24 protein-coding genes are annotated in these 24,614 nt (G+C 57.2%); 14 read left to right on the top strand and 10 right to left on the bottom strand.

What is annotated here, in order from left to right:
- Window positions 1-7: 7 nt before the first annotated feature.
- The 3 genes from IEX86_RS17185 to IEX86_RS17175 all read right to left on the bottom strand — a co-directional run bounded on the left by IEX86_RS17185 (window position 8) and on the right by IEX86_RS17175 (window position 1,925).
- A complete protein-coding gene (locus IEX86_RS17185; protein WP_188867370.1) occupies window positions 8-730 on the bottom strand; it encodes a TOBE domain-containing protein in 723 nt (240 codons plus the stop codon).
- Between the two features lie 102 nt (window positions 731-832).
- Window positions 833-1,567: a ComFC family protein gene (locus tag IEX86_RS17180; protein ID WP_188867369.1), complete on the bottom strand. Its 735-nt coding sequence runs from the start codon at window positions 1,565-1,567 to the stop codon at window positions 833-835.
- Window positions 1,568-1,631: 64 nt separating this feature from the next.
- Complete coding sequence (locus tag IEX86_RS17175; RefSeq protein ID WP_010796033.1) at window positions 1,632-1,925, bottom strand: hypothetical protein; 294 nt, start codon at window positions 1,923-1,925, stop codon at window positions 1,632-1,634.
- Between the two features lie 271 nt (window positions 1,926-2,196).
- On the opposite strand from IEX86_RS17175, the gene bioB reads away from it, so the two are divergent.
- The 8 genes from bioB to IEX86_RS17135 all read left to right on the top strand — a co-directional run bounded on the left by bioB (window position 2,197) and on the right by IEX86_RS17135 (window position 10,173).
- Window positions 2,197-3,246 (top strand): biotin synthase BioB, encoded by a 1,050-nt coding sequence (bioB, locus tag IEX86_RS17170; protein ID WP_188867368.1) that lies wholly within the window; start codon window positions 2,197-2,199, stop codon window positions 3,244-3,246.
- Between the two features lie 2 nt (window positions 3,247-3,248).
- Complete coding sequence (bioF, locus tag IEX86_RS17165) at window positions 3,249-4,424, top strand: 8-amino-7-oxononanoate synthase (RefSeq protein ID WP_188867367.1); 1,176 nt, start codon at window positions 3,249-3,251, stop codon at window positions 4,422-4,424.
- Window positions 4,417-5,142, top strand: coding sequence for an alpha/beta fold hydrolase (locus IEX86_RS17160; RefSeq protein ID WP_188867366.1), 726 nt, complete (start codon window positions 4,417-4,419; stop codon window positions 5,140-5,142). Before bioF ends, IEX86_RS17160 begins: the two co-directional genes overlap by 8 nt.
- Window positions 5,135-5,950 carry a malonyl-ACP O-methyltransferase BioC gene (gene bioC, locus IEX86_RS17155; protein ID WP_188867365.1) on the top strand — a complete coding sequence of 272 codons (816 nt, stop codon included), beginning with the start codon at window positions 5,135-5,137 and terminating at the stop codon, window positions 5,948-5,950. Before IEX86_RS17160 ends, bioC begins: the two co-directional genes overlap by 8 nt.
- Before the next feature lie 4 nt (window positions 5,951-5,954).
- Window positions 5,955-6,635 (top strand): dethiobiotin synthase, encoded by a 681-nt coding sequence (gene bioD / locus IEX86_RS17150; RefSeq protein WP_188867364.1) that lies wholly within the window; start codon window positions 5,955-5,957, stop codon window positions 6,633-6,635.
- Between the two features lie 343 nt (window positions 6,636-6,978).
- Window positions 6,979-7,746, top strand: coding sequence for a hypothetical protein (locus IEX86_RS17145; protein ID WP_188867363.1), 768 nt, complete (start codon window positions 6,979-6,981; stop codon window positions 7,744-7,746).
- 127 nt (window positions 7,747-7,873) lie between these two features.
- Window positions 7,874-8,158, top strand: a complete 285-nt coding sequence (locus IEX86_RS17140) for a hypothetical protein (protein ID WP_188867362.1) — start codon at window positions 7,874-7,876, stop codon at window positions 8,156-8,158.
- 209 nt (window positions 8,159-8,367) lie between these two features.
- A complete protein-coding gene (locus IEX86_RS17135) occupies window positions 8,368-10,173 on the top strand; it encodes a phenylacyl-CoA dehydrogenase (RefSeq protein WP_188867361.1) in 1,806 nt (601 codons plus the stop codon).
- A 159-nt stretch (window positions 10,174-10,332) separates the two neighbouring features.
- On the opposite strand, the gene IEX86_RS17130 is transcribed toward IEX86_RS17135, so the two are convergent.
- The 4 genes from IEX86_RS17130 to IEX86_RS17115 are packed head-to-tail and all read right to left on the bottom strand — an operon-like array spanning window position 10,333 to window position 15,137.
- On the bottom strand, window positions 10,333-11,232 hold the full coding sequence (locus IEX86_RS17130) for an efflux RND transporter periplasmic adaptor subunit (protein ID WP_188867360.1): 900 nt from the start codon (window positions 11,230-11,232) through the stop codon (window positions 10,333-10,335).
- A gap of 12 nt (window positions 11,233-11,244) precedes the next feature.
- Complete coding sequence (locus tag IEX86_RS17125; protein WP_010796023.1) at window positions 11,245-11,445, bottom strand: DUF1656 domain-containing protein; 201 nt, start codon at window positions 11,443-11,445, stop codon at window positions 11,245-11,247.
- A complete protein-coding gene (locus IEX86_RS17120; protein WP_188867359.1) occupies window positions 11,435-13,627 on the bottom strand; it encodes an FUSC family protein in 2,193 nt (730 codons plus the stop codon). The genes IEX86_RS17125 and IEX86_RS17120 overlap by 11 nt, the downstream gene beginning before the upstream one ends.
- A 7-nt stretch (window positions 13,628-13,634) precedes the next feature.
- A complete protein-coding gene (locus IEX86_RS17115) occupies window positions 13,635-15,137 on the bottom strand; it encodes an efflux transporter outer membrane subunit (RefSeq protein ID WP_188867358.1) in 1,503 nt (500 codons plus the stop codon).
- 169 nt (window positions 15,138-15,306) lie between these two features.
- Here IEX86_RS17115 and IEX86_RS17110 point away from each other — a divergent pair, with 169 nt between their 5' ends.
- From IEX86_RS17110 to IEX86_RS17100, 3 genes are all read left to right on the top strand, one after another.
- A complete protein-coding gene (locus tag IEX86_RS17110; RefSeq protein WP_188867357.1) occupies window positions 15,307-16,281 on the top strand; it encodes a LysR family transcriptional regulator in 975 nt (324 codons plus the stop codon).
- A 150-nt stretch (window positions 16,282-16,431) separates the two neighbouring features.
- A complete protein-coding gene (locus IEX86_RS17105) occupies window positions 16,432-17,331 on the top strand; it encodes a DMT family transporter (protein WP_188867356.1) in 900 nt (299 codons plus the stop codon).
- A 10-nt stretch (window positions 17,332-17,341) separates the two neighbouring features.
- Window positions 17,342-17,623: a DUF2218 domain-containing protein gene (locus tag IEX86_RS17100; RefSeq protein WP_188867355.1), complete on the top strand. Its 282-nt coding sequence runs from the start codon at window positions 17,342-17,344 to the stop codon at window positions 17,621-17,623.
- A 490-nt stretch (window positions 17,624-18,113) separates the two neighbouring features.
- Here IEX86_RS17100 and ubiA read toward each other — a convergent pair whose 3' ends face one another.
- From ubiA to IEX86_RS17085, 3 genes are read right to left on the bottom strand one after another with little or no spacing between them, the layout of a single operon-like run.
- A complete protein-coding gene (gene ubiA / locus IEX86_RS17095) occupies window positions 18,114-19,058 on the bottom strand; it encodes a 4-hydroxybenzoate octaprenyltransferase (protein ID WP_188867354.1) in 945 nt (314 codons plus the stop codon).
- Between the two features lie 57 nt (window positions 19,059-19,115).
- A complete protein-coding gene (locus IEX86_RS17090; protein ID WP_373290458.1) occupies window positions 19,116-19,676 on the bottom strand; it encodes a chorismate--pyruvate lyase family protein in 561 nt (186 codons plus the stop codon).
- Between the two features lie 33 nt (window positions 19,677-19,709).
- Window positions 19,710-20,663 carry a LysR family transcriptional regulator gene (locus tag IEX86_RS17085; RefSeq protein ID WP_188867353.1) on the bottom strand — a complete coding sequence of 318 codons (954 nt, stop codon included), beginning with the start codon at window positions 20,661-20,663 and terminating at the stop codon, window positions 19,710-19,712.
- Window positions 20,664-20,909: 246 nt separating this feature from the next.
- On the opposite strand from IEX86_RS17085, the gene IEX86_RS17080 reads away from it, so the two are divergent.
- From IEX86_RS17080 to rhmD, 3 genes are all read left to right on the top strand, one after another.
- Entirely contained in the window at window positions 20,910-21,818 is a 909-nt protein-coding gene (locus tag IEX86_RS17080; protein WP_188867352.1) for an amidohydrolase family protein, read from the top strand.
- Window positions 21,819-22,099: 281 nt separating this feature from the next.
- Window positions 22,100-23,440 carry an MFS transporter gene (locus IEX86_RS17075; RefSeq protein WP_188867351.1) on the top strand — a complete coding sequence of 447 codons (1,341 nt, stop codon included), beginning with the start codon at window positions 22,100-22,102 and terminating at the stop codon, window positions 23,438-23,440.
- Window positions 23,421-24,605: an L-rhamnonate dehydratase gene (rhmD, locus tag IEX86_RS17070; protein WP_188867350.1), complete on the top strand. Its 1,185-nt coding sequence runs from the start codon at window positions 23,421-23,423 to the stop codon at window positions 24,603-24,605. Before IEX86_RS17075 ends, rhmD begins: the two co-directional genes overlap by 20 nt.
- The last annotated feature ends 9 nt before the right edge of the window (window positions 24,606-24,614 follow it).

Below are 24,614 nucleotides of genomic sequence, written 5' to 3'. Positions count from 1 at the left end.
TCCTTCTTCACAGAGGCGCTCCCAGCAAAACCTGATCAGGTGCAAAGCAGACGAATAAGGTCTGGCCGGGGACAGGAGACAGTTCGGCTTCTTCCGATAGCAGTGCACAGAGCGTTTGCCCATTGGACAAACTCAAGCGGACTTCAGCAGGCCCGGAAGTGGCAGGTGTAAGAGTATCAACGCAGCCCTCAAGTACATTGGCCGTGTTGGCGGGAGAGCGTTCATGCAGGCTCAACCACGACGCCTTGATGAGTACGATAACGCTGCGACCTGGTTTCAGGCCCAACCGCTCGGTGCTTTCATGAGTGATTTGAGCCAGCACCTGAAGGTTGCCGGGCAGCCTGATTGCGATCAGGTCGTTATGCCCTTTGGGCTCGACGATGACAACTTCACCATGCAGCTGATTTCGCGCGCTGGTTTGCAACATCAATCGCTCCAGGCGTTCCAGGTCTTCAACCTGCTCAGCGCTTTCGATTACCTTTTCACGAAGTGCTTCGAGGCGCTGATACAAGGCCAGTAAGCGCGCACCTTCCTGGGTCAGGCGCGCACCGCCACCCCCTTTGCCGCCCACACTGCGCTCAACAAGAGGGTGGCCCGCAAGATTATTCAGTTCATCGATGGCATCCCACGCGGCTTTATAGCTGAGCCCGGCCGCCTTGGCAGCACGGGTAATAGAGCCTTGAACAGCAATTTGCTCCAGCAGTGCAAATCGCTGCGGGCGACGGTTCATGTGGTGAGTCAGGTGGCTGAGCATAGGGCGGAATATATAAAAGTATATAGCGATAGACGAGTGTAAGAGCCGATACGTGCCTATGGCAAGACTATGAGTGCGTCAGTCGCCTGGTCTGGGCGTACGGGCCAGACAGTATACGTCGACCCGCGATGCCCCTGCGCGCTTGAGCAGGCTGGCAAGCGCCTCGGCGGTTGCGCCGGTGGTCAGCACGTCATCGATAAGCGCTATCGAGCGACCGCGTACGGTTTTGGCGGTGGTGAGGACAAAAGCGTTACGCAGGTTCTTGTGGCGCTGGGCAGCATCCAGGCCTTGCTGCGCTGGAGTTTCCAGTACCCGCTGGATGACATCGTCTGCGACAGAAAGCTTGAGTGACTTTCCCAGCCAGCGCGCCAGCATGGCGGCCTGATTGTAGCCACGTTCGCGTTGGCGCTTCAGTGCCATTGGGACAGGGATCAGGAGGTCAGGTCGATGTAATCCCTCGTCAAAGGCATGCGTTAAATGGCGAGCCTGCAGGTCCGCCATCAGCCGCCCCAACGGCCATTGCTTTTGATGTTTGAACCGATTAATGGCGCTGCCAATGGGGAATTCGTATCGCCAGAGTGCTACGACATGATCGAAAGACGGAGGCTTTTTCAGGCATGCCCCGCAGACCAGTCCCTCATCAGGCAGAGGAATCGCACATTGAAGGCAATGCCCCATGAGCCAGGGCAGGTCGGTCTCGCAGCCAAGGCATAACGGCAGGCTGGACTCTATACCGGCTCCGCAGAATCCGCAGTTCGTGTGAGGTTTGAGCCAGACAGGACGGTAAGCAAGCAGGGTATTCAAGCGTTTCATAGGCATCCTTGCCCTTATTAATCAGCTTTGGATCAGACATGCCATTCCTAGGCATATGGAGCGATCAGCGAATGAGCCAACTCATGACCATCAGGCCCAGTACCAGCCAGATGATGCCGCCAATGATGGAGCGGCGCATGAAAGCACGAACGGCCGCGTAGAGCAGAATCAGGCCGACGATCAGTACCACGAAGCTGATATAGGAATCATCCATGCCGATGGCGCGAGCCATGCCTTGCAGGAAGTCATGGACGGCATCGCCAATCCCGTTAAGTACGGTACTAAACAAGTCGATGATAAAACGGATAACCTGGCCAAGGGCTTGGCCGAGCCAATCGAAAAACCCTTCTGTACGCATGTTTCTTTCCTTGTCCTCATGTTGTCGCTTGGAACCTGCAAATGCCGTTGGGTTCGTTACGTGCCTGCGGTTCGCTCAATCAGGCGATCTTGCTCACACATTCGTATTGTTCATCCTGACTGCCAAAGGGGGTGTGCCACTCACAAAGCCTTAAATAAATAGGGCTATTGTCTATTTTTTGATCAGATGTAAACCTTGGTATGGAATAAAGTTGACGGTAATTATTAATGTGCTGCCAAGCAGCCGTCTTTTCATACCGAAGGATTGAGCCATGAGCGCTACCGTAACGCGTCACGACTGGACCCTTGCCGATGTCCGTGCCCTGTTTGAGCTGCCGTTCAACGATCTGCTGTTCCAGGCACAAACTATCCATCGCCAGCATTTCGACCCGAACCGTGTTCAGGTCTCCACACTGCTTTCCATCAAGACCGGCGCCTGCCCGGAAGACTGCAAGTACTGCCCGCAGTCCGGCCACTACAACACAGGTCTTGAAAAAGAAAAGTTGATGGAGGTGGAAAAGGTGCTTAAGGCGGCGGCTGAGGCCAAGGCCATTGGCTCCACTCGTTTCTGTATGGGCGCAGCGTGGAAGCATCCGTCCGCCAAGGACATGCCCTATGTGCTGCAAATGGTCAAAGGCGTAAAGGCCCTGGGCCTGGAAACCTGTATGACGTTGGGCAAGCTCGACCGTGACCAGACACAGGCGCTGGCCGAAGCCGGTCTGGATTACTACAACCACAACCTGGATACCTCGCCGGAGTATTACGGCAATATCATCACCACGCGTACCTATGCAGACCGTCTGGAGACGCTGTCTTATGTGCGTGATACGGGTATGAAGATCTGCTCCGGTGGCATCCTGGGTATGGGTGAGTCCGTTGATGATCGTGCTGGCCTGCTGATCCAGCTGGCTAACCTGCCGGAGCATCCAGAGTCCGTACCGATCAACATGCTGGTCAAGGTGAAGGGCACCCCGCTTGAGCAGGAGAAGGACGTCGATCCGTTCGACTTCATCCGCACCCTTGCCGTTGCCCGGATCATGATGCCCAAGTCCCATGTGCGCCTGTCTGCCGGCCGTGAGCAGATGAACGAGCAGATGCAGTCCCTGGCCTTCTTTGCCGGTGCAAATTCCATTTTCTACGGCGAAAAGCTACTGACCACAACCAACCCGCAGGCTGAAAAGGACATGCTCCTGTTCAAGCGTCTGGGTATCAAGCCTGAAGAGCGCGAAGAGCATGACGATGAAGTCCACCAGGCAGCCATTGAGCAGGCGCTGATCGAGCAGAAGAACTCTGCGCTGTTCTACGACGCAGCCTCTGCCTGATCATGCCGTTCGACCTGGACAGACGTCTCGCTGAGCGCCGCGAGCAGGCTCTTTATCGCCAACGGCCCCTGTTGGAAGGCCCGCAGGGGCCTGAAGTGGTGGTCGATGGGCAGCCGCTCCTGGCGTTCTGTAACAACGATTACCTTGGTCTCGCCAACCACCCTGACGTTATCGCGGCGTTGCAAAACGGTGCCGAGCGCTGGGGGGTAGGGGGTGGTGCCTCCCATCTGGTGATCGGTCATAGCGGGCCGCATCATGCCCTTGAAGAGGCGCTGGCTGCCTTCACGGGCCGCCCTCGGGCGCTATTGTTTTCCACCGGATACATGGCCAATCTGGCTGCAGTGACGGCGCTAGTGGGGCGTGGCGATACGGTGCTTGAGGACCGGCTTAACCATGCTTCGCTGCTGGATGCCGGTCTGCTGTCAGGTGCGCGTTTCTCGCGCTATCTGCATAACGATCCGGCAAGCCTGGCCAGCCGACTCGATAAGGCTGAAGGCAATACACTGGTTGTAACGGACGGTGTATTCAGCATGGACGGCAACGTAGCCGACCTGCCGGCCCTGGCTGAGGCAGCCCGCCAAAAGGGTGCCTGGCTGATGGTCGATGATGCTCATGGGTTTGGTCCGCTGGGCAAGCAGGGTGGCGGGGTAGCTGAGTATTTCGGCCTGGGTATGGATGAGGTTCCGGTCTTGGTCGGCACCCTGGGTAAAGCTTTCGGGACGGCTGGCGCTTTTGTAGCAGGGAGTCACGAGCTGATCGAAACCTTGATCCAGTTCGCACGTCCTTACATTTATACAACAAGCCAGCCGCCAGCAGTGGCCTGTGCGACGCTGAAGGCACTGGAGCTGCTTCAGGCCGAATCCTGGCGGCGTGAGCACTTGGCCGCGCTGATCCAGCGTTTCCGCTCTGGTGCGCAGGTTATCGGCCTGTCGCTAATGGACAGCTTTACCCCGATTCAACCTATCCTGGTAGGTAGCAGCGAGCGGGCGCTGGCCTTTTCTGCTGCCCTGAAACGCCATGGAATTCTCGTCACGGCGATCCGTCCGCCTACCGTTCCGAACAATAGCGCCCGTTTGCGGGTTACTCTGTCGGCCGCACACAGCGAGCAGCACGTTGATCGCCTGCTCGCCGCACTTGCCGAAGTTTGGTCGGAATTGAAAGGAACGGAACATGCGTGACACGTTAGTGCTGCTGCCCGGGTGGGGTCTGGGCACGGCCTCCCTGGAGCCGCTGCGCGATGAGCTCCTCGAAATAGCACCATATCTGGATGTATTGATCGAACCGCTACCGGACCTGGCCGATGCCAGCGCCTGGTTCGATGATCTTGATGCACGACTGCCAGATAACGTCTGGCTGGGTGGCTGGTCCCTGGGTGGAATGATTGCCAGCGAACTCACGCGCCGCCGGGGTGATCGCATCCTGGGTTTGATCACCATGGCCAGCAATCCCTGCTTTGTCGCCCGTCATGGCTGGCAGAGCGCAATGTCACGCAGCGTATTCACTGATTTTTACGAGGCCTGCACACTTGATGCGGAGCTCACGCTCAAGCGCTTTACGCATCTCGTCAGCCAGGGGGCCCGAGACCGCAAGACACTGGCGCGTCTGCTACAGGTAGCGTTGCCGCAGACAGCCAGCGATGTAGCCGTAGCCGGACTTGAGCTACTGGCACAACTGGATACTCGCGAGGCGCTTCAGGCCTACACTGGCCCGCAGCTTCATCTGTTTGCATCCAATGACGCACTGGTCCCCGTATCGGCCGCACAAGCTCTAACCGATGAGATTATGGATATAGAAGTTCACGTGTTCGAGCCGGCCAGCCATGGTCTGCCCCTGGAGCGCCCGGACGAGATTGCAGCGGCTATCGAACGTTTCATTTATGAGGGCCGTGATGGCTGAGGCTTTACCTGTAATGTCCCCGGAGGAGGCCTCATTGCCTGATAAGCGGCAGGTGGCGGCTTCGTTTTCCCGGGCGGCCGCCAGTTACGACGGTGTAGCCAGCTTGCAACGCGAGGTAGGCGAGGCGCTCCTGGCGCGCTTGCCCATACAGCCTGTGGAACGTTGGGTTGATCTGGGCTGTGGCACAGGCTATTTCACTCGGGCGTTGGCCGCCCGTTATCCCAAAGCACATGGAACGGCTATCGATCTAGCAGAAGGCATGCTGCGCTATGCGCGTCCGCTAGGGGGGGCAGCGCATTTTGTAGTAGGCGATGCCGAGCGGCTGCCGCTCCAGAATGATATTTGTGATCTCCTGTTTACGAGCCTTGCCATCCAGTGGTGTAGTGATCTACCCGCTGTATTGGCCGAAGCCCGCCGTATTCTTCGCCCTGGAGGTCTGTTTGCCTTTACCAGTTTGTGCGCTGGGACATTACACGAACTGCGGGACAGCTGGCAGGCGGTGGATGGTTTTGTGCACGTTAACCGCTTTCGTCAGCTCAAGGATTACCAGCAGATCGGCGCGGCAAGTGGGCTTAAATGCACAGCCCTCGAAACTGAAACGCGTGTCCTGCACTTTCCCGATATTCGTAGCCTTACCCATGAACTCAAGGCGCTCGGGGCGCATAACGTGAACTCCGGCCGACCGGGCGGGCTGACGGGCCGTGCACGTCTGAGGGCATTGGCTGAAGCTTATGAACGTTTCCGCCAGCCTCAGGGGCTCCCGGCCAGTTATCACGTGGTTTACGGCGTTTACCAAAAAGAATCCTGATCCTATGCCTGCTTACTTTATTACCGGCACCGATACCGAAATCGGCAAGACGACCATTGCTTCCGGCCTGCTGCATGCTGCTCGCCGTGCAGGACTTTCCACGGCTGCAATCAAGCCAGTAGCTTCCGGGTGCGAGCTTACGCCGGAAGGGCTTCGTAACGGCGATGCGTTGTCGCTCTGGGGCGAGTGCTCCCTACCGCTACGCTATGAAGAGGTCAACCCGTTGGCATTCGAGCCGGCTATCGCTCCGCACCTGGCTGCTCGTGAGGTAGGGACGCCTTTGACTGTTCAGGCCCTGGTCGAACCCATTCAGGCTATACAGGCCAGAAATGCCGATTTTATGTTGGTCGAGGGGGCTGGCGGCTGGCGTGTACCGTTGGAAGGGCAGGCGAATCTATCCGATGTGGCCAAATCTGTTGGAATGCCTGTCATTCTGGTAGTAGGTGTACGGTTGGGCTGCATCAATCATGCGGTACTGACCGCCGAAGCCATTGCCCATGATGGTCTTAGGCTGGCTGGTTGGGTAGCTAATATCGTTGACCCGCAAACGTCGCGCCTGAATGACAACCTCGCCACGCTTCACGAGCGCTTGCCTGCGCCTTGTCTGGGGACTGTGCCTTATCTTGCTGAGGCTACGCCCGCCGGTGTTGCGGATTGTCTGGATCTAACCTTGTTGGGACTGTAAGGCACCTTGAAAAAGACTGCCTCGATAAGGCAATCTGATATCAAAATAGACGTTATGTATTACAAAGTTTTTCAGCGATTATTTTAATTTTGCGCAGCTTTTTTCGGCTTCGCATATAGTCCAGTGGTTTGCGATTGATCCCCCTCCCGCCTCACCCAAAGGGGATGCTCCCTTCGCAGTTATAGTGCGCTTTCCGGTTTTCGTTATGCCTCTTTAATCATTTAATGATTAAAGAGGCATGGCGCGTGAGTGTGTGCATAAAGAATAGTGTTGCTCCTGCTGCTCAGGTGTTTGCTGTAATCCCAAGCTTTATAAAAATATCAAGAATAGAAAAGGATTTTATATGCCTGTCTTTAAGAGTGTTGATGCTCAAGATGTCTTTCGACTGGCGTCTGACATCGAGAGGCAAGGGTATGCCGTTATTGAGCACTTTCTTTCGGCGGAGCAACTTGAGAGTGCTCGTGAATATGTTCTAAAAGAAACGAATAAGCATAACTCCGAATATTTTGCGCTACATGGCATAAAGTCTGTAACTGGCAGCCTTTTCGAGGCGCTTAGTACCTCAGTAAGGTTCAAGCAGATGCTGGCAGGCATCCAGGCGGCTGGCCTGGGCAGAAGTGTTCCTGAGGATGAGGACATCTTCCCAGCCGTACGTTGCCTGCAAGGGCGAACCGGTCTTAAAGAATCCAATTACTTCCATTATGACGCCACTGCATTAACTGCGCTTGTGCCGGTCTTTATTCCGAATGATAAAGATCAATGTGGCGATTTTATTATGTTTCCTAATACGCGCCGTATTCGTAAAAGTGTGACAATCAATATTATTGAAAAGGTACTTGTTCAGAACCCGCTTAGTCAGAAGTTTGTTGCGTTGTTAATCAGGCGAAAAGTTTTAAAGCCGGTCAGGTTAAAACTTGTTCCTGGCAATATTTATATCTTTTGGGGGTATAGAAGCATACACGCCAACGAGCCTTGTGACCCCAATGCGCTACGCGCAACGGTTCTGCTGCACTATGGTGATCCACACAGCCATCATTGGATGTCCAAACTTTTTCTCGGTGCCAATCAAAGGCGGGCGCGCAAAATTAACAAGAACGCATTGCCCGGTTGACATACCGATTTCTGGTTATTCGAACTAGCGCTAAGCGAAGCGGCAAGCATGACGTTTTAGTCATAGGGTTCAAGACCGGAATCTGCTTCAATGACGAGACGCCTCAAGCAGTTAAAGGGAGCGCTTTATGAATATTTCCGGAAACAGTTTAAGTTATGGAGTGGCGGCCTATCAGGCAGGCCAGTCCCGTGTTGATCAGGCTGGCGCAGCCATTGCGGCGGGTAGTCTGCCAAATGACGCACAGAAACGTGTCGATCAGGTTCGCAGCGTCGATGGCGTTTCTCAGAACCAGGCGGATAAAGCCTCGCAACTGGTCGAGCTGCAAGCGGGTAAGCGCGAGGCCTTGGCAGGTTCTCGTGTTATCCAGGCAGCCAGTGCAACGCTGGGAAGTCTTATCGATACGTATGCATGAATTCTGGCTCTTATAAGAGAGCTGGCTACGATGATACTAACGCCGCGTGTGGGTAACCACTCGCGGCGTTTTTGTATCCAAGTGTCGCCTGTGGTCAGACACGCTTGACAGGCTCCAGAGGAAAACATAAGTTTCAAACAACTGTTTAACGTCGGTCAGGACATTCCTGCGGCGCCTTTCCATAAAAATGCATTCCAGAGGTAACAGTCATGCCTGACTACAAGGCTCCCTTGCGTGATATCCGCTTTGTCCGTGATGAACTGCTGGGGTACGACGCGCATTATCAGAGCTTGCCCGGCTGCCAGGATGCTACCCCTGATATGGTTTCCGCCATTCTTGAGGAAGGCGCCAAGTTCTGCGAGCAGGTCCTGTCGCCGCTGAACCGTGTCGGTGACAAGGAAGGCTGCGTATGGAGCGAGTCGGGCGTGAAGACGCCTACCGGCTTCAAGCAGGCCTATCAGCAGTTCGTGGAAGGTGGCTGGCCAAGTCTGCCGCATGACCCCGCTCATGGTGGTCAAGGCTTGCCTGAGTCGCTGGGTATTGCCCTGTCGGAAATGATTGGCCAGGCCAACTGGTCCTGGGGCATGTATCCGGGGCTGTCCCACGGCGCAATGAACACCATTGAAAGCCACGGCACCGATGAGCAGAAGCATATCTATCTAACCAAGCTGGTTTCTGGCGAATGGACGGGCACCATGTGCCTGACCGAGCCTCATTGCGGCTCTGACCTGGGCATGCTGCGTACCCGTGCCGAGCCGCAGGCTGACGGCAGCTACGCGATCAGCGGAACCAAGATCTTTATTTCGGCCGGTGAGCATGACCTGACCGACAACATCGTGCATATCGTGTTGGCTCGCCTGCCTGACGCACCTGCAGGTACGAAGGGTATTTCACTGTTTATCGTGCCCAAGTTCCTGCCAAACGCCGAAGGTGGCGTAGGCGAGCGCAACGGTGTGACCTGCGGCTCCATCGAGCACAAGATGGGCATCCACGGTAATGCCACGTGCGTGATGAACTTCGATGGTGCGAAAGGCTTCCTGATCGGCCCGCCAAACAAAGGCCTGAACTGCATGTTCACCTTTATGAACACGGCGCGGGTGGGGACGGCCTTGCAAGGTCTGGCCCATGCGGAGATCGCATTCCAGGGTGGTATTCGTTATGCCCGTGAGCGCCTGCAGATGCGTTCCCTGACCGGGCCAAAGGCGCCTGAAAAGGCCGCTGATCCGATCATTGTTCACCCAGACGTCCGCCGCATGCTGCTGACGATGAAGGCCTTCGCTGAAGGCAACCGTGCCATGATCTACTTCGCTGCCAAGCTGGTGGATGTGACCCGTTACAGCCAGGACGAAGAGGAGAGGAAGAAGGCCGATGCGCTGCTGGCTTTCGTCACGCCGATTGCCAAAGCCTTCATGACTGAGGTGGGCTTCGAAGCCGCTAGCCATGGCATGCAGATCTATGGCGGTCACGGCTACATTTCCGAATGGGGCATGGAGCAGAACCTGCGTGATAGCCGTATTGCCATGATGTACGAAGGTACTACCGGTATTCAGGCCATTGACCTGTTGGGCCGTAAGGTACTGATGACTCAGGGTGAGTCGCTCAAGGGATTTACCAAGATCGTTCACAAGTTCTGCCAGGCGCAGGAAGGCAATGCTGAGCTCAAGGAGTTCATCGAGCCACTGGCCAAGCTGAACAAGGAATGGGGCGAAATCACACTGAAAGTCGGCATGGCTGCCATAAAGGACCGTGAGGAAGTAGGCGCTGCCGCAGTGGACTACCTAATGTACTCTGGCTATGCCTGCCTGGCCTATTTCTGGGCCGACATGGCACGCGTAGCCGCAGAGAAGCTGGCCGCAGGTACTGACGAGACAGCCTTCTACAAGGCCAAGCTGCAAACGGCACGTTTCTACTATCAGCGCATTCTGCCGCGCACCCGCATGCACGTCGAAGCAATGCTGGCAGGGGCTGGCAGCCTGATGGACGTAGCAGAAGAGGACTTTGCGCTGGGCTATTGATTAATCGGGCTAAAGCAAATAGAGGGGCTGCGTCGTTAGGCGCAGCCCCTTTTTATTGGCTGATCGGTAACGCACACCGACTCGGGTATGCACGTTCAGCCGGTGCGAGTCGAAAGTATCACTCTATGGAGTGCATTACGCAGAGGGCTCGTACCAGGATCAGTCGGCAAAGCCCAGCCAGTTGTGGTGATCATGACCGGTGCCGTCATCCAACACGACCGTGCAGGTGGTGCCTGCCGACAGCTCCATCCCCTCGGGCACTTCGTCTATAGCGATGCGCACCGGAATTCGTTGCGCCAGGCGAACCCAGTTGAACACCGGATTCACATCGGCGATCAGTTCCCGGCTCTGGGGGTTATCCCGGTCGTAGATGCCTCGGGCAATGCTTTCTACGTGGCCCTTGAGCACCATGCCGCTCATCATGCGCATCTCGGCGGGTGCACCCACCTTCACGTGGGGCAGCTTGGTCTCTTCAAAGTAGCCATAAATCCAGTAAGAGTTCTTGTCGATGATTGCAAGCTTGGGCGCGCCGGCTGAGGCATAGTCGCCACGATAGACCAGGAGGTTGGTGACATAACCATCCACCGGGGCCACCACGCGGGTGCGGGACAGGTTCAGGCGTGCCGCTTCAAGCTGGGCCTGGGCCTGCTTGTAGTCTGCCTCGGCTGAAGCCGCAATGCTGCTGGCGTCTTCACGGCTCTCCTTGGAAACGACCAGGCTGTCTATATCAGCACGGCGCTTGGCGTTTTGCAGGCGCATGTCCAGCGTTGCCTTGCGCGAAGCGACCAGGGCTTCGGCTTGATGCACGGCAATTTCGTAATGAGACGGATCAATCTGCAAGAGCAGGTCGCCTTTCTTGACCAACTGGTTGTCATGCACCGGCACGTTGACCACAAGGCCCGACACATCCGGTGCGATGTTGATGACATCGGCGCGCACGCGTCCGTCCCGCGTCCACGGATCGTTCATGTAATGCACCCAGAGCAGCCGGCCTATCACCAGTGCGGCTACCACGACGATCAGGGTCGCCAATACGCTAAAAAGGTTCTTCAAGGTCATGTAACAGGGCTCTCAACGATAGACAGTCAGGGCCATAACGCCATAGATGCAGGCGAACAGGCTCAGGCGGAACAGGGAGGGGTGCCAGGTAAAGCGATAAAGACCTATGCTGGCGAACAGGCGATCTACGACCCACATCACCAGCAGGCCAACAATGAACAGCACGGTAACGGTGGGCAGATACACACCGTGGAAAGCGATCTCACGAGGCATGGGCGATTCCTGTGGCGGGCTCGCTCGGAGCGACGTACTGCGGCAGGGGCGCGTGCGGGTCGAGCAGGGAGGTTCGGATGAAATGCAAGTGGCTTTGAATGCGCCGTAGCGGTGACTCATCAAAGTGCTGGCTATAGGGCTCGCGCTGTGCGTCAACGCAGGCGATAGCCTGATCGACGGCCGCCAAGGCACGCTGCAGGTTGCTCTGGCTCGGCTTAAGGAACAGGCGGGCCAGGGCACGCCCCATGGCGCGGATCGACTGACGCCAGGGCGAGTCTTCTGCAAATCGAGGCTCGACGGGCAAACGTTCCTGCTCCTGGCGTAGCTCGATAATGGCCTGACCGACCTCCTGAACGGTAAAGGTCCAGCCTAGTAACTCTTTCTGAACCTGTGGGCGTCCATTGGCCAAGCCGTAGGCCTGATTAAGCAGGTCACGCGTAGCACTTTCAAACCGGCTGGAAAGTCCTGGCAGCGGATCACTTGTTACACGAACGACCTGACGGCGCAGGTCACGCTCCAGGCGCCGCCAGAGCCAAGCACTGTTAGGCGGCAAGAGGATCGAAGAAATCGCTGCGGTAGTGGCCATGGATAGCAGTACGGCAACACCGTTGTTGATAAAATTCGACGGGTCATACACCGGAGGGTTATCTGGGATCGAGGTAAAGCAGAAGAAGACCATGCTACCCAGCCCGTAACCCATGTAACCCGGACGTAGGGCCACAAAACTCCCCAGCATAAAGATGGGCGCCAGGGCGAACATGAGCATCCAGTACCCATCCAGCTGAGTGAATACAAAGAAATTCATGAAAAAGCCCACAGTAACGCCGAAAAATGCACCGATGGCCATCTGTTGGGCGGTTTTGTGGGGCATTGGACTGGACGAGGCGAGGGCGGCCACGGCAGCTGCGTTGGACGCAAACATCCCGCCATAAGGCCAGGCTGTCATGATCCAGAACAGGCTGAGCAGCAGTACCATGAGGGCAGTTCGTACACCTGCCACGGTCGAAGCCATCGCGTTGGCCTTGGCTACGAAGTGCGCCTTCCATTGTTCGCGCGCATGGTGCGGAGCGGCCAGGGAGGCATGAGTCTGGACGTAATTGTGCAGGTCGTCCACCAAGCGGAAGAGCAGCTCCGCAGCGGTCTCGAAGTCCAGCCGGTCTTCTTCGGAGGGCGCGTTGGCCAATAGCGAGGCACGGGCTTCTCGAATACGTACGCGGGTGTGGTCGCTCAAGGCCGAGAGACGTTCAGCGACCGCTGCCGCGTCCGGTGGTGTCAACGGCTGACCACGCACGCTGTCCAGGAGCTCCAAAAATGCAGCCTGCGCCATGTCGAATGCCGACAGTACAACGTCAGCCTGGCGCTGGCGCAACCGCAGGAGTAATCGACTCAGGGCGTGCAGACGGGTCGTCATGGTCATGAACTCACTGTTCAGACGCGAGAGGCGACCGCTGCGCATGCGCATGTGCGGATCTTCAAAGGCTGTGGCGCTGCGCATGTTTTCAAGCCCGACGGCCTCGGCGGCATAGCGCACTCCACCGCTTTCCACGACATGCCGCTCTAGCTTGCCACGCAGCACATCGGCCACGTAACCGGCAAAGGTACCAAAGCGGTTGTACAGGGCGTTGCGCATGGCGGCGCCGGTGGTCTGTGGAAAAAGGGCTGCCGAGACGATACCGCTGCAGATAATAGCGAGCGAAATCGCTAGCACCCGCATGACCGCCGACATGAAAGCACCTTCAGGGCTCATGACCGCAGGAATGCCTATCAGCGCTGCGGTATAGCCCGCCAGCACGCAGCCGTAGCTGCGCATGTCGCGATAGCGCATGGCGCCTGCCGTACACAGGCCGATCCAGATCGCCATGCAGATCAGAAACGGCACTCGTTCTTGGGCAAACAGGGCGACCAGCGCCAGCATGGCGATCAGGCCGGCTACCGTCCCCAGCAACCGATAGACGCTTTTGGCAAACACCTGCCCGCTCTGCGGCTGCATTACGATGAAGACGGTGATGACCGCTGAAGATGGATGCGGCAACTGAAGACGCATGGCGAGCCAGAGCGTCAGGCCGGCTGCGATCAGGACTTTGAACAGGTAGATCCACATGACACCGTCGCTTCTCGCCCAGGCGTTGAGTGCCTGGCGAAACGCGCTGGTGGATGGGGTGGAAGTCGTTTCTGCTTTCATAAGGGCCTTAAGGCTTTTTAGCGATTTCGACACGTGCCGGTTTCAGGTCCTTCTCTTCCGGGCCGTCTTCAGGGGCAATGGCTCCGCCACCCAGAGCGGTAATCAGACCGGCTTGAGCGCTCAGGCGCATGGCCTGAACCTGCTGTTCCACACGCTGCTGGGCAAACAGGCGGGTCTGCGCATCCAGTACATGCAGATAATCGGTCAGGCCACGTTCGAAGGCCTTGCGGGCAATGTCGTAGGTACGCTGCGCCGCTTCTACGGATTCGTGGGCCATGTCGGCCTGCTTGTTGGCTGAATCGAGGCGGATCAAGTTGTCGGAGATGTCCTTCAGCGCCTCGAGGATGGTCTGGTTGTAATGCGCAACCGCAGCGTCATAACCTGCCGAGGCAATACCTAGCTGGGAACGGCGCTCACCGCCATCGAAGATGGGCAGCGAGATAGCCGGTCCAAAGGAGTAACCCGTCTTTTTGGCCGTGAACAATTCCTTGAAGGTGCCCATGGTCATCGACTGACCAATACTCGCCATCAGATCAATATTGGGGTAGAAGTCGGCACGGGCAACATCGACACCCTTGGCATTCATGGCAACCTGCCAACGGCTGGCAACCACGTCGGGGCGATGACCCACCAGCTCTAGTGGCAAGCGGGAGGGCAGGGTTGGCATGGCGCCCAGTTGCAGCTGCGGGCGCGTCAGGGAGGCGGCGTCGCCAGGACCTTTACCGGCTAAGGCAGCCAACTGGTTGCGGGAAAGCGCAATGGCCTCGTCCAGAGCTTCGATCTGTCGATGCGTTTCTGGCAACAATGCTTCGGCCTGACTCACCTCGAACTGAGTACCAATGCCGCCTTCCAGCTGACGTTTCGCCAGTTTGGCGATCTGCTCCTGCTGCTCTAGGGTCGCGTGGGCCACATCTCGTTGCGCATATTGCAACGATAGCTGGATATAGGTCCGCACGATGTTGGTCGTCAGTTCGAGCACTGTTACACGCTCTTCGGCAGCCGCCTGATGAGCGCGATCCAGAGCACGTTCGCTGTCGTCGTGCTCGCGTCCCCATAAATCGAGCTTGTAGCTGAACCCCAGTGAGGCGGTGTTGTTCCAGGTCGTCTGGTCAGCCAGCTCGCCAGGGCCGTAGAAGTTATCTGTAGGCCAGGTATAGCGCCGAAGGTCGACACTGCCGTTCACGTGGGGCGCCTCGGCAGATTCCACCAGCCCGGCCATGGCTTTGGCAGAGCGTACGCGCGCAGCGGCGGCTGCCAGTGACGGGTTGCTGGTCAGGGCTTCGGCAATCCACCGATCCAGCTGCGGATCACGATAAGCGCGCCACCATTGGCTGGCCGGCCACTGGGCATCAAGCGTGGCGGCACGAATGGCGTCGTCAGTAGCCAATGCATTAGCGTCGAGCTGTTGAGCCTCCGGCGCAATACCGTGAGTGCTGATACAGCCAGAGATTGTTGAAGTCAGAACAAGAAAGCTTATGCCAAGCAGCGAATTCGTACGGGGGAATGACACAAAAGGCGTCCAGATATTCGAGGGGAGAGTCGCTCAAACCTACGTAAATTCTAGGAAACCCCTTGTCTGGAGATAAGCCGGTCGGTTTGTGAAGGTTTATCTCACATTTTGTAATAATGACCCTCTTGTGTTCGTGGCAAAATTTGTTCGCTAACTAATGAGGGGCATCATGGACACATTGCACAATATGCGCGTTTTCGCCTGTGTTGCTGAAAGCGGCAGCTTTACCAGTGCGGCGCAGGTGCTGAGCACTACCACCGCGCATGTTTCCCGAGCCGTTGCCAGCCTGGAAGCTCATTTGCGGACTCGTCTGCTCCATCGAACCACCCGCCGTATCGCCCTGACCGAGGCGGGGCAGCGTTATCTGCTGCGCTGCGAGCAGATCCTGGCGTATGTCGAAGAGGCCGAAGCCGAGGCCAGCGACGCCCACGCACGGCCAGCCGGCAAGCTGCGCATCCACTCCATGACGGGAATCGGCCAGCATTATATGATCAAGGCGATTGCAGGCTATCGTCAGCAGTTCCCGGAAGTGAATTTTGATCTCACCATGGCCAACCGGATGCCGGATCTGCTTGATGAGGGCTATGACGTAGCAATTGTTGTTGCCACAGAGCTACCCGATTCCGGGTTTGTTTCGCAAAATATTGGCCATACCTACAGCATTCTTTGTGCTTCCCCAGCGTACGCAGAGGCCCGTGGGCTGCCTCGCAGTCCTGCTGAGCTGACCCAGCATGACTGCATGCGCCTGGTAAGCCCGGTTGTTCCTCTTGAGAAATGGGTATTCGATGGTCCCAACGGCCAAGAGATGGTCACCATCAGCACTACCTCCTTTCAGGTCAACGTCGGGGATGCCATGACTCAGGCCATTCAGGCCGGTTTGGGTATTGGTATCCTGCCGATCTACTCGGCCATTGAAGGGTTGCGTGACGGGTCATTGGTACGCGTGCTGCCGCAGTATCAACTGCAACAATTAAACGTATATGCGCTGTATCCCTCTCGCCAGTACCTGGACGCCAAAATCAAGACGTTTGTGGCGTTCCTGCGTGAAAGGCTGCCCGGTATTCTCGAGGTCGAGGAAGAGGAGCTACGCGAATTAAGTCGTCGCAATGCGTGTGGTAGCGCTCGTCAGGCGCAACCGGCCTGATCGCTCCTGGCCCCGATACATCGGTTCGGGGCCGTTTGTGCTTTTCTTTCTCTGCATATCTGTCCGATACTGAGGCTACCCAAGCGGGCTAGGTATGCGTGCGATTTAGTGCTTAGCCAGCTAATCAGTAGTGCTCAATCAGGATAATCAATGAGCCCTCAGCCATCCTCCGGCCTTGCCGAGCAACCGCTCAAGGGCATCGGGCTGATCTGTATTGCCATACTGTTATTTGCCAGCCATGACACGATGTCCAAATACCTGTCGGGGTTTTACCCGATTGTGATGGTGGTCTGGGCCCGCTATGTTTCCCATACATTACTGATGCTAGGAGTGTTCGGGCCGCGCATGGGGCTGGGTGTCATTCGAACACGGCGGCCGGGGATGCAGATTGCGCGAGCACTGTGCCTGATCGGTACAAGCCTGTTCTTTACTACCGGGCTACGGTATCTGCCTCTGGCAGAGGCTACCGCTGTAAACTTTCTGGCCCCTCTGATCGTAACGGCGCTCTCGGTGCCTTTGTTGAAGGAGCATGTCACTCGCCCTCAGTGGATCGCCGTTGTGACGGGGTTCATTGGCGTGCTGATCATTGTTCGGCCGGGAAGTACACTCTTTACGCCCGCTATCTTTTTCCCCCTGGGTTCAGCGGTGATGTTTGGGATCTATCAGATCTTTACGCGCATCCTTTCCACCACTGACAGCCCCACGACCAGTAACTTCATCGCTGGGTTGGTGAATACGCTGATCATGTCGGCTTTACTGCCGTTTTTCTGGGAGCCGCCTGTTTGGACGCACGTTATCCTGATGGTCATGCTGGGCGCCTGTGGTATGGGCGGCCACCTGCTGCTAACCCAGGCCTTTCGCTATGCACCGCCTGCACTGCTGGCTCCGTTCAGTTATGGTCAGATCATCTGTGCCGGCTTGATGGGGTTTATCTTTTTCGGGCATATACCAGACACAGGGGCTTTGATTGGCATGGCCATCATCAGCCTGAGCGGGCTGGCTGTTGCCTGGCAGCAGCGCCGCGCCCGTGCTTCGGCCTCTCGTACTTAGGAGATCTATCATGACTATTTCCACCGCTCGCATTACAACAGCCACCCCTAGCCGCTATATCACACGGCTATGTAAACATTGGGGGCACAAGTTTGAGGTGACGTTTGACGAGCAGAAGGGATTGATCCAGTTTCCAGCCGGCACATGCCAGCTGGAGGCGCAGGACGGCGTATTGCTTGCAAGGATCGAGTTTCCTTCCGAGGATCTGGAAAAGATGGAGGAAGTGGTAGCCGATCATTTACAGCGGATGGGGAGCGGGGAGGCATTGGTCATTGAGTGGGTTAGGGCCTAAGCCTGCCTGACTTATCACCTTGGCTGGCGTGATTTGCCTTCACAGGCGATTCACGTTTGCCAGCCCTTGTCTCAGCCTCTGCTCCTTGATGCGTGCTGGGCGCCTTCGTTCTATCGGCTTCCCGGCGGCATACGGCAAAGGGCCTTCCATACCATTGCGGTGCTCGCGGTATTCATGCCGCTCGATCTTGAGGCAGCCATCCGAGGAGCAGCTGGGTCCAAGTCTTTAACCACGTTTTATTCAATGGTTGCGGGCAGACTCAGCGCGCTGAGAGCAAGCAGATATGAGGTACGAAGCAGGCAAGCCATGGATAGGCGTGATGTCTCATATCCCTAAGACGCTGATGGAAAGAGAGGGCCTCAAAAGGCCAAGGGCAGAAATGAGGTTTCTTTAACTCATGTTCTTTGCGGTATTGCAAAGAACATGAGCCGCCCAAGGGGCGCAAGAAGGAATATAGAAAGAAGGGCAACAGGTCTGAAAAGACTATTGATCAGCGCGCCAGATAGTCCACCACAATCCCTACAAAAATTGCCAATCCCGCCCAGTGGTTATGCAGGAACGCCTTGAAGCACTTCATGGGGTCCCGGTCTCGTGTACTCAGGAACTCCCAGACAAAGCAACCTAGTGCTACTGCCAGCCCCAGGTAGAACCAGATGCCCATGTGAAAGCGCGAACCGGCGAGAATCAGGCAGAGCAGGGTAAGGCCTTGGAGCGTTGCGATGATAATGCGATCTGCATCGCCAAACAGGATGGCCGTGGATTTCACGCCGATCTTCAGATCGTCTTCCCGATCGGCCATGGCGTAGTAGGTGTCGTATCCCACCGTCCAGATCACGTTGGCGATGAACAATAGCCAGGCCTCAGGTGGAAGCGAGCCGGTTTCGGCGGTAAAGGCCATCGGCATTCCCCAGGAGAAGGCTGCGCCCAGTACCACCTGCGGGTAATAGGTGTACCGCTTCATGAAGGGATAGAGCGCCGCAATACCCAGGGCGCCAAAAGACATCCAGACGGTTGTGGCGTTGGTAAATAGCACCAGCACGAAGCTGAGCCCCACCAGTACGGCAAAGGCAATCAGGGCTTCCCTAGTTGTAATCCTGCCGGTCGCCAGTGGGCGAGCCTTGGTGCGGCTGACATGGCCATCGAACTTGCGATCGGCAAAGTCGTTGATGACGCATCCTGCCGAACGCATCAGAACCACACCCAACACGAAGATAATGACGTTCTTCACGCTCGGACGGCCTTCGCCTGCAATCCACAGGGCCCAGAGTGTCGGCCAGAGCAAAAGGTAGATGCCGATGGGCTTGTCCAGTCGCGTCAGCTGAACAAAGTCCTTGATGCGGCTGCTAGGCCGGGTGGTCCCGATGATTTTCTGCGGGGCGGCGGTAGCGAGCGAGGCAGCTGGCTGTGGTTTTTTACGGGAGCGGTTCTTTTTCATTGCGGCGCCGTATCGGAATGAACGAAAGCCCGAGCCGTTTCACGGTGGGCTGGCCGATTATAGCCTCTGATCTTTCAGGAACTGCCAGAACGCTGGCAGAAAGACCTCGGCAACCAGCACGCCAAGCCCATCGCGGCGAAATACCGAGCGCCGAGCCCACAGCGGTTCCTGATCCTGCGCTTCGCCTTGTGGAAGCCAGCCAGCAGGGTATCGTGTGGCCTCCAGCGGGCCGCGGCTGAAGGCGTTATCGCTGAACAGCAGGGCGCCCAGGGGGCGTTGGCCCAATTGAGCAAGCTCAAACCCTGAGGCCTCGAGCGCCTCGCGCGTTGCTACACTGCGGGCAAACACCCAGCGGGTCTGCCTACCCAACAGGAAGACCTCGCGCACCCAGCCGAGCGTGTCTGGTGATGCCTCCAGGGCTTTGCATTCATCTTCCCGCAGCGGTTGCCATCCTTCTGCAACGACTTCCACTTCAAAACGACCTTCGCTGAGTTGCGTTAGGCGTTGGGTCAGAGAGCCATTGTCTTCGAACAGCCATTCACGAGGAGCCGGGCCGTGTAGATGCGCTGAGGTTTGCCAGAGGGGAGAGCGGGGCGTCATGTCAGGTGACCAATCCATAGGAGGCTCATAGCTTAACAGCCGGGCGAAGGGTTATGGCCTGAGGCCAAGGCTATTAGCACGTCGGCGCAGGAGCTGAAGAAAGGTCTCCAGCTCCTGGCTCAAGGGTTCGTTCTTGCGCAGCAGCACGCCATAGGGCGCCATCTCTTCCTCTATTTCCAGTGGAAGCGGCACGACGAGCCCGGTCCGCAGATAGTCCGAGACCACCGTTTCGGACAGCACCAGAATCGCCTCGGTCATCTGTACCAGTTGCAGCATGGCAAAGACCGAACTGCATTCGATTACGTCTCGCGGCGAGGGTAGCGAAAGCCGCTCGAAGGCGCGCTCCAGCGCCATGCGGGCTGGACTGGAGGACGGCTGGAGGATCCAGGGCCATTGACTGACCAGCTCGCTCAGGTCGATCCGGTCGCGTCCCGCCAGAGGGTGGTCGGCCCGTACGGCTACGACCAGATGCTCGTTACCCAGCGGCTCGAACTGGTAGCGGCTTCGGTCACTTTCCGCACTTTGACGTGCTACGGCGAGGTCAATGGTGCCCTGGTCCAGTAATTCGATGAGCTGATCGCTGGTGTCGCCCATGATGCGCAGCTTGAGTCGAGGGTGCTGGCGCTTCATGTCGGCAATGGACTGAACGACCAGATCGGGCGCTGCGCCCATGATGGTGCCAATCGAAAGGTAGCCATAGCCGCCTTGCTGGCGATCGGTGATGTCTTCGGCGCAGCGGTCGAGCTGCGTCAGGGCGGTACGGGCAAAGCGCAGGACCTCTTCGCCCAGCGCATTAGGCTTCATGCCACGGGTCTGGCGCTCAAACAGCTCGCAGCCAAAGGCATCTTCGATTTCCTGCAGCATGCGAGTGGTGGCTGGTTGCGACATGTTCAGGGCCTGCGCGGCGCGATGCAGGTTCTGGCTGTTGCCCAGCGTCACCAGCATAAGCAGGTGCTTGTAACGCAGCCGGTTGAACAGGGCGCGCGCGGATGCGGATACGTTCATTGTTGTTCTTCCTTAGCGAACGATGCCGCCTGGGTATCGGTATTGACCTAATTATTATTGGTAATCGTGCTACATCACAGTTAAAGAGTGAGCTCCAAGAATAAAAAAGGAATTCACCATGCAGTTCTCTTCTCGCTTACCAACCAGCTGCCTTATCCCTCTACCGCCTCGCTCTTTACTCTTGCACGAGGCGCGCTAGCGTTTGACATGCGTAGGCGGTCCCTTTTGATTGGAGGCTTGGCAGCCATGGCTTCACCCGCATTGCAGACGTTTGCACAGGTAGACGAGACCCTTGCGATTTACCGAGGCCCAGTACTCGATGCCCATATCCATCTGTTTGATCCACAGCGCCCTGAAGGCATCCCATGGCCTGAAAAGAGCGATTCCATTTACCGACGTACGTTGCCAGAAGATTATTACGCCCAAGCCGCGCCGCTGGGTATCGTAGGCGCGATCGCTGTAGAGGCAAGCCCCTGGCGGCAGGATAACGAATGGCTGCTTGAAACAGTAAGGCAACATACCGGGATGGTGGGCTTTGTCGGCAATCTGGTCCCGGGTGATCAGCACTTCGCTGCTGATCTCGACCGCCTCGCATCCGAGCCACTCTTTCTAGGGTTTCGCTACGGCAATCTGTGGGAGCGGGACCTGGCGAAAGACCTCCATAAGCCGGGCTTTATCGAGGGGCTACGCCTTTTGGCTCAAAGCGGCAGGGCTCTGGATAGCGCTAACCCGACTCCGTCGTTGATCGCTGCGCTACTGGAGGTAAGTGACGCCGTTCCAGACCTTCGCATCGTCGCGGATCATCTGCCCAATGCACAGGTCCTGCCTGCTGAGCAGGAGGCGTATTGGCGTAATCTGGAAATGCTGGGTGCACGGCCAACGGTGTTCATGAAGCTGTCCGAAGTCCCCCAGCGCATAAAGGGAACTGTAGGCCTGGATATTTCGTACTATCAGGATTACCTCGACCGGCTGTGGTCGCTCTTTGGGGAGGATCGTATCCTGTTTGGTAGTGACTGGCCCAATAGTGACCATCTCGTCTCACTGGCTAAAACGGTTGGGCTTACAGGTACCTACATGGCAACCAAGTCACCTGCTGCGCAGGAAAAAGTGTTCTATCTAAACTCCAGACAAGCTTATCGCTGGAGTCCACGGTAAAGGCAGTAATCTTAAGTGATGCAAATAAGGTATCGAATGTAAGTTTATTTCGATTAGTCAGGCATCACTTCTGCGCTTAGATTCAAGGCACCTACAACAAAAACAAGGTGAACGTCATGACTCGCTTGCTTCATGTCGATTCTGCACGCAACTGCCGTCACATCCGGACTCGTTTTTCTTTCCCTAGCGCTCTACGCCATCGACAGCCATTACCTGCGCACTAGGGTTTGCCGTTTCGTACGTTGCTCCACGCCCCATAACAATTCCAAGAGGAAACTGGCGTGAACACATTGTCTCCGCACATCATCAAAAAAGTCTCCTGGCGGCTCCTGCCGTTTCTGCTGCTCATGTACGTGCTCGCGTTCCTGGACCGTGCCAACGTGGGCTTTGCCAAGGTGGCTTTTCAAGCCGACACCGGCATCTCCGATGCAGCCTTTGCTTTTGGCGCGGGAATTTTCTTTCTCGGCTACGCCTTTCTGGAAGTGCCCAGTAACCTGATCATGCATAAGGTCGGTGCTCGGCTCTGGATGTGCCGAATCATGGTGACGTGGGGCCTGATTTCCGCCGCCATGATGTTCGCTCACAACGAGATGACCTTTTATGTGCTGCGCTTCTTGTTGGGTGTCGCTGAGGCCGGTTTCTTCCCAGGTGTGATTCTCTACCTGACGTACTGGTTTCCCCATCAGGCCCGCGCCAGGGCCATGGGGTTCTTCTATTTCGGCGCGCCACTGGCGTTTATCTTCGGAAGTCCGCTCTCCGGCCTGCTGCTTGAGTTCGATGGCATGGCGGGGCTACACGGCTGGCAATGGCTATTCATGGTGGAAGGGCTCCTGGCGACCGTTGTAGGCGTCTGGGCCTACTGGTATCTGGACAATCGCCCGAGCGATGCCAAGTGGCTGACCGGCGAGGAGCGCCGTTCGTTACAAGACACGCTCGACTACGAAGACCGCGAGAAACTCGCCCACGGTAAAAGCCTGCTCAAGGTACTGACGCATCCCGGCGTTCTTTACCTGTGCCTGATCTATTTCCTGATCCAGACCAGTGTTTATGGCGTGGTGTTTTACCTGCCGACTCAAGTGGCGGGATTGCTAGGGCAGAAGGTCGGCTTTATGGTCGGGCTGGTGACCTCCATTCCCTGGGTGTGTGCGCTTGCAGCCGCCTACCTGATTCCGGCCTACTCAGATCGCACCGGTAATCGCCGTGCAACCGCCGCGCTTACCGTCGCTATGGGCGGATTGGGTATTGCCGCCTCGGTAGCGTTCGGCTCGCCGCTGCTGGCGCTGGTCGCTCTGTGTTTTGCCGCCTCGGGCTTCATCGCTGTCCAACCGATCTTCTGGACGTTTCCCTCAGCCTACCTCGCCGGAAGCGCGGCGGCGGGCAGCATCGCCCTGATCAACTCTATCGGCGCGTTGGGCGGCTTCATGGCGCCCAACCTCAAGCGCTGGGCCGAGACTGCCTTTGACTCCACCGCTGCCGGCCTCTACTTCCTTGCCGGCGCCAGCCTTCTGGCCGGTTTACTGATTCTTGCTGTTCACCGCTTCAGTCCTTCGACGCCCATCAAGCGCGCCGCTACGCCCCTCAATCCGTTGCCAGGAGACGCCCATGAGCATGCCCACCATTAAACACGTCCGCGCCTTCACTCTACGGGGCGGCGGTGCGGATTATCACGACCAAGGCGATGGTCATTGGATCGACGATCATATCTCCACGCCCATGGCAAAGTATCCCGAGTACCGGCAGAGCCGCCGCAGCTTTGGCATTAACGTACTAGGCACCCTGGTGGTAGAAGTGGAGGCCAGCGACGGGACGGTAGGCTTTGCAGTCACTACAGGTGGCGAGCTGGGTGCGTTTATCGTCGAGAAACATCTGGCGCGTTTCATCGAAGGTGCCAAGGTAACGGACATCGAAAGGATCTGGGACCAGATGTTCAATGCCACGCTTTATTACGGGCGCAAGGGCATCGTTCTCAATACCATTTCTGGCGTGGATCTGGCCTTGTGGGATTTGCTCGGCAAGATTCGCCAGGAGCCTGTTCACCAGCTCTTGGGCGGTCCCGTACGGGATGAGCTGCAATTCTACGCGACCGGCGCACGGCCCGATCTGGCCAAGGAAATGGGCTTTATCGGTGGCAAGCTGGCGCTTCAGCACGGCCCCGCTGAGGGTGAAGAAGGGCTGCGCAAGAATATCGAAACGCTAGCTACCATGCGTGAGCGGGTGGGAGACGACTTCTGGCTGATGTTCGACTGCTGGATGAGCCTTGACCTCAACTACGCTACCCGCCTGGCCAATGCGGCAAGCGAGTTTGGCCTCAAGTGGATCGAAGAGGCGCTGCCGCCGGATGATTACTGGGGCTACGCCGCCCTCCGTCAGCAAGTGCCGAGCGGGATGCTGGTCACTACGGGTGAACACGAGGCGACCCGTTGGGGCTTCCGTATGCTCCTGGAAATGGGCTGCTGCGACATTATCCAGCCGGACGTGGGCTGGTGTGGCGGGATTACTGAGCTGATCAAGATATCGGCGCTGGCTGATGCACACAACGCGCTGGTCGTGCCCCATGGCTCCTCCGTCTACAGCTACCACTTCGTCATTACCCGGACCAACAGCCCATTCTCGGAATTCCTGATGATGGCGCCCAAGGCGGACAAGGTAGTGCCGATGTTCAACCCGCAGCTCCTGGACGAGCCGATTCCGGTCAATGGTCGCATGAAGGCCTCCGTCCTGGACAAGCCCGGCTTTGGGGTACGGCTAAACCCCGAGTGCCAGCTACATCGACCCTACGATCACTGATAAAGGAGC

The organism is Pseudomonas asuensis (assembly GCF_014646755.1).
Lineage (GTDB): Bacteria > Pseudomonadota > Gammaproteobacteria > Pseudomonadales > Pseudomonadaceae > Chryseomonas > Chryseomonas asuensis.
This window is presented reverse-complemented; position numbering and strand designations above follow the sequence as displayed.

Bases quoted from the DNA above. Each gene is read 5' to 3' on its own strand.
- ubiA (WP_188867354.1), bottom strand. From the start codon at position 19,058: ATGAAAAAGAACCGCTCCCGTAAAAAACCACAGCCAGCTGCCTCGCTC.
- IEX86_RS17185 (WP_188867370.1), bottom strand. From the start codon at position 730: ATGAACCGTCGCCCGCAGCGATTTGCACTGCTGGAGCAAATTGCTGTT.
- IEX86_RS17140 (WP_188867362.1), top strand. From the start codon at position 7,874: ATGAATATTTCCGGAAACAGTTTAAGTTATGGAGTGGCGGCCTATCAG.
- IEX86_RS17135 (WP_188867361.1), top strand. From the start codon at position 8,368: ATGCCTGACTACAAGGCTCCCTTGCGTGATATCCGCTTTGTCCGTGAT.
- IEX86_RS17080 (WP_188867352.1), top strand. From the start codon at position 20,910: ATGGCTTCACCCGCATTGCAGACGTTTGCACAGGTAGACGAGACCCTT.
- IEX86_RS17085 (WP_188867353.1), bottom strand. From the start codon at position 20,663: ATGAACGTATCCGCATCCGCGCGCGCCCTGTTCAACCGGCTGCGTTAC.
- rhmD (WP_188867350.1), top strand. From the start codon at position 23,421: ATGAGCATGCCCACCATTAAACACGTCCGCGCCTTCACTCTACGGGGC.
- IEX86_RS17130 (WP_188867360.1), bottom strand. From the start codon at position 11,232: ATGACCTTGAAGAACCTTTTTAGCGTATTGGCGACCCTGATCGTCGTG.
- IEX86_RS17100 (WP_188867355.1), top strand. From the start codon at position 17,342: ATGACTATTTCCACCGCTCGCATTACAACAGCCACCCCTAGCCGCTAT.
- IEX86_RS17090 (WP_373290458.1), bottom strand. From the start codon at position 19,676: ATGGATTGGTCACCTGACATGACGCCCCGCTCTCCCCTCTGGCAAACC.
- IEX86_RS17110 (WP_188867357.1), top strand. From the start codon at position 15,307: ATGGACACATTGCACAATATGCGCGTTTTCGCCTGTGTTGCTGAAAGC.
- IEX86_RS17175 (WP_010796033.1), bottom strand. From the start codon at position 1,925: ATGCGTACAGAAGGGTTTTTCGATTGGCTCGGCCAAGCCCTTGGCCAG.
- IEX86_RS17180 (WP_188867369.1), bottom strand. From the start codon at position 1,567: ATGAAACGCTTGAATACCCTGCTTGCTTACCGTCCTGTCTGGCTCAAA.
- bioC (WP_188867365.1), top strand. From the start codon at position 5,135: ATGGCTGAGGCTTTACCTGTAATGTCCCCGGAGGAGGCCTCATTGCCT.
- bioB (WP_188867368.1), top strand. From the start codon at position 2,197: ATGAGCGCTACCGTAACGCGTCACGACTGGACCCTTGCCGATGTCCGT.
- IEX86_RS17160 (WP_188867366.1), top strand. From the start codon at position 4,417: ATGCGTGACACGTTAGTGCTGCTGCCCGGGTGGGGTCTGGGCACGGCC.
- IEX86_RS17125 (WP_010796023.1), bottom strand. From the start codon at position 11,445: ATGCCTCGTGAGATCGCTTTCCACGGTGTGTATCTGCCCACCGTTACC.
- IEX86_RS17105 (WP_188867356.1), top strand. From the start codon at position 16,432: ATGAGCCCTCAGCCATCCTCCGGCCTTGCCGAGCAACCGCTCAAGGGC.
- bioF (WP_188867367.1), top strand. From the start codon at position 3,249: ATGCCGTTCGACCTGGACAGACGTCTCGCTGAGCGCCGCGAGCAGGCT.
- IEX86_RS17145 (WP_188867363.1), top strand. From the start codon at position 6,979: ATGCCTGTCTTTAAGAGTGTTGATGCTCAAGATGTCTTTCGACTGGCG.
- bioD (WP_188867364.1), top strand. From the start codon at position 5,955: ATGCCTGCTTACTTTATTACCGGCACCGATACCGAAATCGGCAAGACG.
- IEX86_RS17120 (WP_188867359.1), bottom strand. From the start codon at position 13,627: ATGAAAGCAGAAACGACTTCCACCCCATCCACCAGCGCGTTTCGCCAG.